Here is a 12,163-nt window from a genome sequence, read left to right as displayed (position 1 = left end):
ACTTATAGCTTAATCTACGTCTAAGTACCGTTTGAACGATAAGCAGGGAAGAAACTTGAATGAAATAATTTATCAACTCCAGTATTCAAAGATTCTGCTCGTAGATGAGTTAGGTAATTATATTTTTCTCGATCTGGAATCAATCGCAGCGCAAACCAGTCATGTCTTTGTTTGGAAAAACCGGTCTTGAAGTGATACAGACTGTCCTTTGTACCTCCGACACCACTTCCTATGTGCATTAATTCATTACCGCGTTGCTTTGCCCAATATCGAACGTAATCTAATAAATAATTGAAGGGAGATTGCTGTAAAAATTTGTTTTTAGTCCCACCTAAATGGGCTTGAACTATTCCACCACATTCAAAAAGTATACAGGCTGCGGCAATTTCTGAGTCTAATTCTACTATGCATAAATGAATATTTTCATTTAAGTTAAGTAAATCGGAAAAATATTCTTGGTCAAAGTAATAAGATTTTTTTGCTGCTACGCGATTCATGGTTTCTTCATAAATCACTTGAAAGTTTTCGACGTGTTCGACTAAGTTTACCATCCTAGCAGTAAATCCAAGTCGCTTACACTTGTTGATTGTGCTTTGATGACCTTTTCTGGTATTAGCCCAAATTTGTGACTCTGAAAGTTTTAAATCGATGGAAACTGTTTCACCAATTTTATTCATTGTGTCTTGCGAAAATATTTGATTCGATCTATTACCTAAAATAGGATGTAGCCGAAAAAATGCCGAACATATACCCTTTAATTTTAAATAATTATTTAATTCCTGAAAAGCAAAATCTGTAAAACTAGAACTATTAATAGCTGCTTCACTTAATAAAACACCAGGATAACCATATGGAGATATTGCATCAGAAAAATCTTGTGCGTTTGAACCTAATATATCGTTACAAGAACGAAGTAAAAAAGGTAAAAAAAATATTTTTTCATTGTCGATAATTACAAAAGCTTGGCTTACCGTGTGAGTTCTTTTTGCTTCCAAATGAACATATTCTGGTAAATGATAAACATCGTAGCGTAGTTTTCGTAAAGTTTGCAACCACAGAGGGTTTTGGTAATCAATTACTTGAATATTCATGGGTGAGCAGTTTAAGTTTCTGCTTTCTAAGCCGCCATTTGCTGCGATTAATTCTTAAAAGAATAATTCTCTTAATCAACTTGGAAATTGCTATACAGCTAATCAACGGATGACTAACTAAAGTTACAAATAACTTATGAATGTATTGTTTCTTCTGAAACTTGGTTCCCTCTTTTTGATAAATTGAAAAACAAGTTAAATAACGATAAATTTCTTCCGATTTGATTATATGGTTGTATTCAAGATTCAAATATTCATTTAAAAGCCCGTAACATTTAATCACCTCTGTTGACTGCTGTATCTTTCTCATTCCGCTAAATAAACCGTTGCTATGCACCCGATAAACTCCCATCAACTCATTGATGTAGCCGATTTTGCCATGTCTTGCATTTAAAATATGAAGTACCCAATCTCCGCAAACGGTATCGTAGTACCAGTCAGGAAATCCATCAAATAAACCTCTTCTATATAAAGTTGAACAGGTTGGGATAAAGTTGCTTTTTAAAATGTTTTCTAGATCGGAAAATTGACTTGGCTCAAAATCGTTATATCTCCGAGGTAATGCAGTTTGATCCTCAAAATTTATTGTCACGTCATGAAAACAAATTGCACATTCAGAATGACTATCCAAAAAATCTACTTGTTGCTGTAGCTTGTAGGGAGAAGTCCAATAGTCATCACCATCTAACAAAGCAATGTACTGACCCAGGCTTGCTTGAAGCGTTTGTACAAAAATCTTTTGACCGTAACAGCCTAAATTTTCTTCAGGTAATATCAAGCGAATTTTATCTGGATACTGTTTTTGATAGTCAATCACAATCTTCCGCGTTTTATCGCTAGAAAAATCTTCACCTATGATGATTTCATAATTAAAATTCACTTCCTGCAACAGTATACTTTCTATGGCTTGTGCAATAAATTTTTCATGATTAAAAGTAACTAGAGATACACTTACTTTGATCTGATTTTCTTGAGATTGCGTATTAGCATGCACAAACATTTTGGTAGAGCATTTCATTGGTTATTTTTCCCCCTGTAGTTGCAAGCCTTAAAATCTGACAAATTTTACTAATTTCTCTTTTTCCTATTGCCGTCCCTGTAGGTAATGCTAGTATTCGCGCTGCTAAATGTCTGGTATTTGTTAACATCAAACCCATATCGGCAATTCGAGAACGATAGGGTTCCATTTGATGACAACCTGGATAAAAGTAACGTCTTGCGAGAATGTTTTCTGCCCACAAAATTCGGTAAAGTTTGTCACGGTCAATTCCAGTTATTGACTCATCTATGTCTACGATGACGTATTGATAATTACATCGTTCCTTTTTGTCGTAAGCTATTAAATTTACCCCTGGAATGTTTGATAATTCTTGTTGATATTGTTTGTAATTTTCAATGTTTATATCAATAAAATCATCTATACTTTCAAGTGATGTCAACCCCATAGCGGCGGATACTTCATTCATTTTTCCGTTAATTCCTATGTCGTCAACACAATCGAAATCGCTAAAACCAAAGTTCTTCATTAAACGAATTTTTTTAGCTAATTCCGAATCGTTTGTAACAATTGCACCTCCTTCAAAACTGTTGCAAAATTTGGTTGCATGAAAACTAAATACTTCTGCGTTCCCAAAACTACCTATCATCTGTCCTCTATAAGAACATCCAAAAGCATGAGCGGCATCAAATAATAGTTTTAAGCTGTAGCGACGAGCAATTTCTTGAAGTGCTTCTACATTACATCCCCGTCCCCATAAATGTACTCCCATTATTCCAGTAGTTTTATCTGTAATTAATGGCTCAATTTTTTGCGGATCTATGTTATGAGTATGGGGGTCAACATCACAAAAAATAGGCTCAATTCCTTGCCACTGTAAAGCATGAGCGGTAGCAATAAAAGTAAATGAAGGAATGATGACTTCACCTTTGAGTTCGCAAGCTTTAATGGCAATTTGTAAACCGACAGTTGCATTACACGTAGCAATGCAGTGTTTCACTCCTACTAAAGAAGCTATCTCTTGCTCAAATTCTTGTACTAAAGGTCCGTTATTTGTCAGCCATTTTCGATCTAAAACATCGTTAATACGCTGTAGCAAAATCTGCCTAGAACCAATGTTCGGACGACCTACGTGTAATTTTTCTGAAAAAGTCGGTAAACCGCCAAAAATAGCAAGTTCGCTAATTTTTTTTTTCATATTATTGCCTTTAATACAAGCCCAAATTCAGACATATGTTGTCTCGTTTGTGGGGATATCAAATATTTTCAACCTTCCCTCAAGCGTTTCAGGATATGTCTTGAGTTGGCAATTAAAGAATAAGGCGTTTAAAGACAAATTAGGTGAGAAAATGTTTACTTTATAAAGTATTTATGATACCTAATGTAGTCCTGTTTCTGCCTAATATACTGAGAAATAAAACGTAAAATTATTTTTAATCAATTGAGAATCAATTAATAATTAGACAGCTATTTTAGCTTGAAAGTTTACTTTAAACGTTTCCGCTTTTTAAAGGGGATAACAAATTTGATGACAATTAAGTCAACAAAATTAAAACCTATCTAGCCGTAGAACTTAGCTCCGATTTAATAGAACACTTAACGATAGACCAAAGCTATATGCATTTAATACAATTTCCAGGACTTAGCTTTCTTACTATTAGTTCCTTAGTATCTGCATGACATAAACGACTAATTTAAAAATACGATTAACCAGTTAAACATTTACATACCAAGTAAGCTAGAAGTGATTTTTATAAGTCTTAGAATACTCATTGCTTGCAATGAATTTATAATTTATTTTCTTTAGTATAAATAGAATCACATAAATTTTACGTAGCAAAGATTAAATTTTGTTAAAGATATAAAACTATTTTATCAAATAGATGTGAAGATGAACATCTTTGTCAGTCTTTGTTTAAAGTGGAAGAGCCTTTCACTGCTATCTACGATACCGGGTAATACCCCTCATTCAAATTAGCCACTTTTAATGTTGATATCTAATTTATACAATAATTATCCACATACTTACTGTTAAGGTGATCGCTGCGAAGTGTTGCCAAAACAAACAGCGTAAAGGTTGACGAGCGATTTTTTGGGTTAATAATATGGTAAATAAAGTTGAGAAAATCAAAGTAGTACCCTGTAAAAAAGCGATGACTGCGGGGTGAGCTACTAATATTGGTAAGGAAGCACCATCAAAACCAAAAGTAGCAAAACTTACTGGTAATATCCGTCCTGCTTCGTTCAAAGCTAAACGTAAGTAATGGGCTAAACTACCACCTAATACTGATGGTAAATAACCATAGGCAAGTTCTAGAAAAGGTTTAGGTTTAACTATATTTCGGTTTTGAGATTTTGTCTTTTTTAAATAGCAATTTAAGCGATAAAAAATTTGCATTAAACCATAGGCTATAAAAGGAATGGTTGTGGGGATAATTAAACAAAGTATTGATAAACCCGAATGCTGCCAAAAATCAGTTAAATCCCATTCTAAATTCATCACTTTTTTGATTTCAGGTAAGCGATGAAGATACACTCCTCCTAAAAGTAGAAATAACAGCGCTACTTCATAACTATGAGGAACATGAGTTGTCCACAGTTCGATACCGGGGGGACGTAAATTAAACTCAACTGAGCGATGGGGACAGGCTTTAAGACAAGTCATGCATAACACGCAATCTCGATTATCTTGCAACTGTGCGGGATGAGAATATAAAGGACATCCATTTGTTTCCATTCCTTCACCTTTTTGTGGGCCACCTTTGTAACATTGATAGGTTGTACAAGTAGCCGAACAAATACCTTGCTGCGCTCTTAATTCTGTCATTGATAACTTAGCAAACAACCCATTCATGCCACCGATAGGACATAAATACCGACACCAAAACCGCCTTTCAAAAATAGCAGAGCAAATCATTGCTCCAGCGGTAATTAATAACAGCAAACAAGCACTCAAATAGGCAGTATTTTCTAAATTCCAGAGTTCTTCCCATAGAAAAATTAGAGCAAACATGGTGAATAGAAACCATCCACCCCATTTTTCAGCTTGGTGTCTCGGCCAACTTTGAAGTTTTCTGGGAAACAGCCATAATGATAATTTCTGGGTAACTTCACCGTAAATCATGAACGGACAAAACGCGCACCAAATCCGACCTAAAAACGGGAATAGAAGTAGGAAAAAAGGCCACCACCAAGCCCAAAATAGATTTAATCCAAAATTTTGATCTCGCGTTTGCGGACCAAGAAATAAAATAGCAATAAGAACGGCAAATCCAATTAAAGTAACACCATAATTGATGCGATCGGGATACCATTCACTGCGAAGAAACTTTCTTAACTGTGGATAACCATTTAATAAGTTGAAGCGAAAACGTTTTTTCTTAGTATCCGCAGACCAAAAAATTTCTTCCGTTAATTCCGTTGCTCCATCAGCTTGGACAATAGCTCTTTCCACCAAGCTTTTCAATTCTTTTAAATTACCGGGAAAATCGTAAGACTGCAAACGACGTAAAGCTTCCGGGGTTACTTGCGGTTTGCGAATGCCTTCAGAACGAGCGTAAAGACTAATATAATATTCAACTTGAGCTTTGATATCCGTTTTCCGCACCCGCACGGGTGGAGCTTTGATAGTTTTATCAACCACTCGTTTAATTAATGGCTGAACTTGTTCTGAAATAATTAGAATGCGGGCTTTACTAGTATAAGATTCTGCTTTAGGTTCTCCTTGACGAGTAACAGGCTTATAACTACGAGTTTCGATAAATTCAGCTAACTTTGGTAATAATTCCGGTGGTGTTTCCTGAATATTATTAAGAACTAAAGTACCTTCATCCAACCATGCAATTAAACCCGGTTTACCACCAGCACGTCCAAATAAATCCGCACCGCTAACCTGTAAAATACTGCAATCGATCTTAATAATCGGTTGACGGCGAAAATCAGAACCAAAATGAATCAAAGCCGCGATATTATCTTTTTCTAAACCAGGTTCGCCAAATATTAGTATAGATTCGCGAGTGTCGGCAGCTTCACGGATTTGTTCTCGCAACTTGACAGCATAACGACTTGTCCCCACAACTCCCCGTTGCGCTTTAGTAACTAAATACGGACGTAAAGCAAGAGAACGATCTTGTTCGTTAGTAAGTGCGGATGTTAGCTGTGCAACTTCTTGAGCTAATCCACGAGAAATAGCTCCTTGAATTTGGGGATATTGTGCGATTAATTCTTTAAATTTTGTCGCAGCTACTACCCAAAAACGGCATTCACTCAAAGTTGTCATCGAACATTTAGTTAACTCATCCAACACCAACTCTTGCAAATTAATCACCGCACCGGGAAGCAAACCGCAAGAAGCAGCAGGATTATTTTTATTTTTACTATCGCTTTCGAGCTTACCTTCTAACAATATATAGAGTGCTGCGGGTGGAGTTTCTTCTTCCACAAAACGCTCGTTTGCTGGGATAACTTTTTCTTCAATAAGGTTGGTGATCGCGTTTATTGGTTCGGGATCGAGTATTCCTAAAGCCGTGCGTTCTTGTAGCCAGATTAGTTTTTCGGAGGTGTTCATGGTGTTTCCCTCGGTGCTGGGAATTTCAGGGGGTGGTTAGGCTGGATTAAAGTATTATCGGGATTTCAATAAAAATTAAACGGAATATCTGGCGGTTGAAACCGCTACTACACAAGCAAAGTCCCTTCGGGTTCGGCAGTCCCCTCAACGGAGGGAACCTCCGCACGGGGCTGCTCTCACCACCTGCGTGGACTAGTAAATTTAGAACCCGCGTAGGCGGTGAATCTAGTTGGTGGTGTCGGTTTCCGTCCCGCCAAACTAGTGAACCCGGAGGGGTTTTGTCTGTGTAGTCGCGGTTGAAACCGCCGGATAGAGTATTAAATTAGACATGGATCTGTGCTTCAGGAATCGTTAAATTTTTAACTTTTCAAAGCGATCGGGATGTACTTATTATTGACTTGTTATCATGTTTAGTTTGAAATAACCTTTCCCTCTACATTTATTTCCTCAGCGTTCCTCCGCGCTTACCTTTGTGTTCCTCTGCGTTAAAGAATACAAATACAAATTGCAATTTAGATTTAGCTTGGGAAGGAGAGATGGGGAGACAAGGGGACAAGGAGAGAGGGGAAAAAATTCTTAACTCCTCACTCCCAATCTAAAATCCAAAATTGTTCTAATCCGTCACCGCACCCAAACTACTAGAAGAAACCAACTTAGCGTACTTAGCCAAAACACCTTTCGTATAACGGGGTTGGGGTGGTTTCCATTTAGCGCGACGCTTAGCTATTTCTTCCTCAGATACTTCTAATTGCAACAACCGCGCACTGGCATCAATTGTTATACTATCTCCTTCTTCCACCAAAGCTATAGTTCCACCGACAGCAGCTTCCGGAGCAACGTGTCCGACTACCGTTCCGTAACTTCCACCGGAAAAACGCCCATCAGTAATTAAACCTACCGAATCTCCCAAACGCGCTCCAATTATGGCAGCGGTGGGAGCTAACATTTCTCGCATTCCCGGACCTCCTTTGGGTCCTTCGTAGCGAATTACAATCACGTCTCCGGCGACGATTTTACCCGAAAGTATGGCATCTAAGCAGGCTTCTTCGGATTCAAATACCCGCGCTGGACCTGTGATTTTGGGTGTTTTCACGCCGCTAATTTTCGCGACTGCTCCCTCGGTAGCTAAATTACCTTTGAGTATAGCTAAATGTCCCTGTTTATACATGGGATTATTCCACGGGCGAATCACGTCTTGGTCGGCGCGTGGTTCTTCGGGGATATCTGCTAAAGCTTCCGCGATAATTTTACCAGTGATGGTCATGCAGTCGCCGTGCAGTAAGTTATGAGCAAGCAGCATTTTCATGACTTGAGGAATGCCGCCAGCTTTATGTAAATCTACGGCTACATATTTACCGCTTGGTTTTAAATCGCACAATACTGGCACGCGAGCGCGGATAGTTTCAAAATCATCAATAGTTAATTCCACACCCGCAGCATTAGCGATCGCCAAAAAGTGCAGCACTGCATTTGTAGAGCCACCAATTGCCATAACTATGGAAATGGCGTTTTCTATGGATTTACGAGTAATAATTTGGTGGGGTAGAAGTTTGTGGCTTATTGCTTCCACCAAGACAGTCGCCGATTTTTCCGTACTGTCGGCTTTTTCCGCATCTTCTGCTGCCATTGTAGAGGAATAAGGCAAGCTCATACCCAAAGCTTCAAAAGCCGAAGACATGGTGTTAGCAGTATACATTCCACCGCAGGAACCCGCACCGGGACAAGCATTCTTCTCAACTGCTAAAAGTTCTTCTTCCTTAAGATTACCAGAACTGTATTCTCCCACCGCTTCAAAAGCACTGACAACAGTTAAATCTTCACCGTTGTAATGTCCAGGTTTGATAGTACCACCATAAACAAAAATTGCGGGAATATTCATTCTGGCGATCGCAATCATTGCTCCCGGCATATTTTTATCGCAACCACCGATCGCAAGCACACCATCCATACTTTGTCCGGTGCAAACGGTTTCAATGGAATCAGCAATTACTTCTCGCGATACTAGGGAATACTTCATTCCCTCAGTACCCATCGAAATCCCATCGCTAATCGTAATTGTACCGAACATCTGCGGCATCGCTGAAGCATCGCGAATGCCTTGCTCGGCTCTTTGCGCTAAGGTATTGATACCCATATTGCAGGGTGTAATAGTACTAAAACTATTGGCAATACCGACAATCGGCTTATTAAAATCTTGATCTCCAAAACCAACCGCTCGCAACATCGCTCGATTTGGCGATCGCTGCACCCCTTGCGTTACAACTCGGCTTCTCAAATTATCTGACATTTTCATTCCCTCTGCGCCGTTATTTATCATCGAGGCGCTGAATATCAGTAGATTATCTCAAAATACCAGAAACTATTAACTGGTAATAGATGAGCATGAAAACTTATTAGTTTGTCCGCAGTCTAATTAAACGGAATAGAAAAGCATTCACTTTATTTTGCCAGATTTACATTTTGTAACACAAACCTACTTAATTTATATTCACTTCAATCCTGACTTGATGCCAACTTCTAAAACCTTCGTCAGGAAAGTGCGATCGGGAGCAGCTAAACTATATAAAATAAGTAAATGTATGCTTTACCAAAGCCAATATTTATGAATAACGACTTTCTACAACGCATTACTTATAATCCAGACATTTGCCACGGTAAACCTTGTGTTAGGGGACTTCGTTATCCTGTAGAATTTATTCTTGAATTACTTAGCTCTGGTATGACAATCGATGAAATCTTGGCAGATTATGACGATTTAGAACGGGAAGATATTTTTGCTGCTCTGCAATTTGCCGTTCGTCTTAGCCAAGTTAAAAGTATACATAAAATTGCTTCATGAAATTTATTGTCGATGCTCAATTACCCGTTCGACTCGCTCGATTTATAGAATCTACTGGTTACGATGCAATTCATACAAAAGATTTACCTAATAAAAATGCGACACCGGATACAGAAATAAATGCTATATCAATGCGAGATGAACGTATAGTAATTACCAAGGATTATGATTTTTTAAATTCTTTCTTGACTATGCAAGAGCCTTATAAATTACTACTTATTACAACAGGAAATATTAATAATTTAGAGCTAGAAGCACTATTTGCCACAAACTTGCGATCGCTGGTTGAATTATTTGAAGGTTACTCTTACATTGAAATGACTCTTGATTCAATTGTTGTTCATTTGTAAGTTTCAATGTGTGGATTTGCCGAAGTATCGCATCAAATACCAATTACAAATTTTAAATTCCTAACTCCTCACTCTAGCCCTGTCAAGGTGGCATTGAAGTAGGCTTAAAAACGCTAAAAATAAGAAAGAGAGCTATTTTATTGCATTAATGCTCGTATTGAATCTCATCTTTTTCTCAAGCTTTTTATCAATAAACTGAGATTATTGATAAAAAATGAGTCCTTCGGGAAAAGAAAAAAAGCAATCATAATTGAAAATCAACGTTTTTTCAGGGCTTCCAGGATATTTTCAGCCACCTTGACAGGGCTACTCCTCACTCCTCACTCTTAACTTCTTCCCCCTTCCCAAGCTGCTTGGAAAAAGTCTAATTCGCATGACATTGCATACCTATAAGCAGCAGCGACTGTTGCAGTATGACTTCCATGATTATCAAGAAGATTTGCAAGTTGTTCCGTTAAAGGTTGAAAATCCGCACCACTGTAAGTACGAATCCAGTCTGCATATTGATGATTTGGAATCCCATCTCGCGCCAATTCCGTTCCTAAAAAAGCATATAAACTCATACAGGGAGACATAGCAGCAGCAATTAAACCAATATCACCACCCCAAGCAGTTGCTAATAAAAAATCTGTGTAGCGACGAGTTGCATTACCCGGTTGCTGTAATTGTAAATTTACATCCCACTCGCGAGCATAACTTTGGTGTAGCTGCAATTCTGTTAACACCCCACCAGCTAAATTATGAAACGTGGTGAATACAGAAAAATCTGGAGCTTTAGCAGCAGCAATACTGTAAGCGCGGGCAAAAGATTGCAAGAAAAAAGCATCTTGTCCCACATAATAAGCGAATTTCTGCCGTTCTAAATCACCATCTGCAATTCCCCGAACAAAAGGATGCTGCAAACAACATGAAGCCAAATCGTGATTATCTTTCCACAATTCTTTAGAAATAGACATTTAATCAATTATCAATGAACAATTATAGTTCCATAGCTCTCAACTCTTAATTTCTAACTCATAACTCCTAACTCCTAACTTCTTTTCCCCCTTCTCAACTAAAACGGTAGAAACTGAAGTAACACAGAACCAATACTTCCTACAAAGTCCATTAAAGTAGGTTTTGCTGGACGAACTTTTCCTTCTACAGGTGCTTGTATTTCTGCAATAAATACCTGTGCTGTTTGTAAACCAGTAGTGTTTTTCTGGGATGTAAAGAGTTTCTCTGCAACTTGAGCATCTTCAAAAGCACCTTTGCTATCTAACATATGATAGCGAGCAATACCGCGAGCTAGGTAAGCTCCTGCATAATCGGGTTTAACTGCGATCGCTTGATTAAAATATTCTGTTGCTTGCTGTAAATTACCTTTTTCTGCTGAAGCTACACCCCAAGCATAAAACTGTTGTGGGTTGGCAATTTCTGAGCTTATCCCAGTTGCTCCTTCTAAGTTAGCGGTTTCGACAGCGACATCTGTTAGCTGTGCATTTACAAGATAAGTGTTTCTTAAATCGGCACCTAATAAATTTACACGACTGAGTTTCGCACCGCTTAAATTCGCACCGAATAATCCAGCACCGCTCAAGTTAGCATCGCGCAAATCGGCTCCGCTCAAGTTTGCACGACTGAGATTTGCACCGCTCAAATTAGCACCGCGTAAATCCGCTCCAGATAAATCGGACATTACCAAACCCGCATTACTTAAATCGCAGTTTGGACATTGCTTGGTTGCTAGCAACTGTCTAACGTGTTCGGATTTTGCTGCTTGGACTGTGGTACTGAAACCCAAAGTTGAAACAAGTACGATTGTAGCTATAGCGAATTGGTTTTTCATATGGAGTTACTCAATAGTAGTAGATTCTGACTACCCAGCTTAACCTAGAAAAATCAATACCATCACCATAAAACTACTAAGTAATAACCCTACTATTAAAAACCTCCCCCGACATCGGGAGAGGCTTAATTTCGGCTATATCAACTATTATAATTATCAATCAATAACGCAAAACTGATGTTTAGCGATCGCGTTTTTGCGCCATAGTCCAAATTTCGTTTGGTATATTTTCCTGAATATTACGGTTAAGAGAGAACAAACCTACTTGCGTACATAAATGAAGGGTAAACGTTAACCCAATCGACACCAAAAGCTTCTCCCACATATAATTCCCCTGAGCAAACTATAAACGTATCCGTATTTTTGCTTTAGTTATAACTCATCTTTTTTAAAAACTAAGTGAGAACCGAGTCAACATATTGCGATCGAGGTCTTAGAATGGAGTGACTCTTGTCACGACAAAGGTTAAAGGTCAAAGGTCAAAAATTAAC

Annotated in this window: 10 protein-coding genes; 2 read left to right on the top strand and 8 right to left on the bottom strand. The window is 38.2% G+C overall.

All coding sequences use genetic code 11. The annotated features are described in order from the left end of the window. Window positions 1-20 precede the first annotated feature (20 nt). From VB797_RS05955 to ilvD, 5 genes are all read right to left on the bottom strand, one after another. A complete protein-coding gene (locus tag VB797_RS05955) occupies window positions 21-1,091 on the bottom strand; it encodes a GNAT family N-acetyltransferase (protein ID WP_323236741.1) in 1,071 nt (356 codons plus the stop codon). Next, window positions 1,072-2,085, bottom strand: a complete 1,014-nt coding sequence (locus VB797_RS05950; RefSeq protein ID WP_323236740.1) for a glycosyltransferase — start codon at window positions 2,083-2,085, stop codon at window positions 1,072-1,074. The genes VB797_RS05955 and VB797_RS05950 overlap by 20 nt, the downstream gene beginning before the upstream one ends. Further along, window positions 2,075-3,286 carry an aminotransferase class I/II-fold pyridoxal phosphate-dependent enzyme gene (locus tag VB797_RS05945; RefSeq protein WP_323236739.1) on the bottom strand — a complete coding sequence of 404 codons (1,212 nt, stop codon included), beginning with the start codon at window positions 3,284-3,286 and terminating at the stop codon, window positions 2,075-2,077. The genes VB797_RS05950 and VB797_RS05945 overlap by 11 nt, the downstream gene beginning before the upstream one ends. Window positions 3,287-4,090: 804 nt before the next feature. Further along, the gene (locus VB797_RS05940; RefSeq protein ID WP_323236738.1) at window positions 4,091-6,655 is read right to left on the bottom strand and encodes a sigma 54-interacting transcriptional regulator; all 2,565 of its coding nucleotides are present in this window, start codon (window positions 6,653-6,655) and stop codon (window positions 4,091-4,093) included. 613 nt (window positions 6,656-7,268) lie between these two features. Further along, window positions 7,269-8,942, bottom strand: coding sequence for a dihydroxy-acid dehydratase (ilvD, locus tag VB797_RS05935; RefSeq protein WP_323236737.1), 1,674 nt, complete (start codon window positions 8,940-8,942; stop codon window positions 7,269-7,271). Window positions 8,943-9,257: 315 nt separating this feature from the next. Here ilvD and VB797_RS05930 point away from each other — a divergent pair, with 315 nt between their 5' ends. Continuing rightward, on the top strand, window positions 9,258-9,494 hold the full coding sequence (locus VB797_RS05930; protein WP_323236736.1) for a DUF433 domain-containing protein: 237 nt from the start codon (window positions 9,258-9,260) through the stop codon (window positions 9,492-9,494). Then, window positions 9,491-9,844 (top strand): DUF5615 family PIN-like protein, encoded by a 354-nt coding sequence (locus VB797_RS05925; RefSeq protein ID WP_323236735.1) that lies wholly within the window; start codon window positions 9,491-9,493, stop codon window positions 9,842-9,844. The genes VB797_RS05930 and VB797_RS05925 overlap by 4 nt, the downstream gene beginning before the upstream one ends. Window positions 9,845-10,170: 326 nt before the next feature. Here the strand turns inward: VB797_RS05925 and VB797_RS05920 are convergent, their stop codons facing one another. The 3 genes from VB797_RS05920 to VB797_RS05910 form a co-directional block, all read right to left on the bottom strand. Further along, on the bottom strand, window positions 10,171-10,800 hold the full coding sequence (locus VB797_RS05920) for a TenA family protein (protein WP_323236734.1): 630 nt from the start codon (window positions 10,798-10,800) through the stop codon (window positions 10,171-10,173). Window positions 10,801-10,898: 98 nt separating this feature from the next. Next, complete coding sequence (locus VB797_RS05915) at window positions 10,899-11,672, bottom strand: pentapeptide repeat-containing protein (RefSeq protein WP_323236733.1); 774 nt, start codon at window positions 11,670-11,672, stop codon at window positions 10,899-10,901. A gap of 181 nt (window positions 11,673-11,853) precedes the next feature. Beyond that, a complete protein-coding gene (locus tag VB797_RS05910) occupies window positions 11,854-11,997 on the bottom strand; it encodes a hypothetical protein (RefSeq protein ID WP_323236732.1) in 144 nt (47 codons plus the stop codon). Window positions 11,998-12,163: the final 166 nt, after the last annotated feature.

This window comes from Rivularia sp. UHCC 0363 (assembly GCF_034931125.1).
GTDB lineage: Bacteria > Cyanobacteriota > Cyanobacteriia > Cyanobacteriales > Nostocaceae > Rivularia.
Note: the sequence above shows the minus strand (reverse complement) of the source record. Positions and strands in the feature narration are given on the sequence as shown.

Coding starts and splice junctions, on each gene's coding strand:
- VB797_RS05910 (WP_323236732.1), bottom strand. CDS start 11,997: ATGTGGGAGAAGCTTTTGGTGTCGATTGGGTTAACGTTTACCCTTCAT.
- VB797_RS05945 (WP_323236739.1), bottom strand. CDS start 3,286: ATGAAAAAAAAAATTAGCGAACTTGCTATTTTTGGCGGTTTACCGACT.
- VB797_RS05955 (WP_323236741.1), bottom strand. CDS start 1,091: ATGAATATTCAAGTAATTGATTACCAAAACCCTCTGTGGTTGCAAACT.
- VB797_RS05920 (WP_323236734.1), bottom strand. CDS start 10,800: ATGTCTATTTCTAAAGAATTGTGGAAAGATAATCACGATTTGGCTTCA.
- VB797_RS05915 (WP_323236733.1), bottom strand. CDS start 11,672: ATGAAAAACCAATTCGCTATAGCTACAATCGTACTTGTTTCAACTTTG.
- VB797_RS05940 (WP_323236738.1), bottom strand. CDS start 6,655: ATGAACACCTCCGAAAAACTAATCTGGCTACAAGAACGCACGGCTTTA.
- VB797_RS05925 (WP_323236735.1), top strand. CDS start 9,491: ATGAAATTTATTGTCGATGCTCAATTACCCGTTCGACTCGCTCGATTT.
- VB797_RS05930 (WP_323236736.1), top strand. CDS start 9,258: ATGAATAACGACTTTCTACAACGCATTACTTATAATCCAGACATTTGC.
- ilvD (WP_323236737.1), bottom strand. CDS start 8,942: ATGTCAGATAATTTGAGAAGCCGAGTTGTAACGCAAGGGGTGCAGCGA.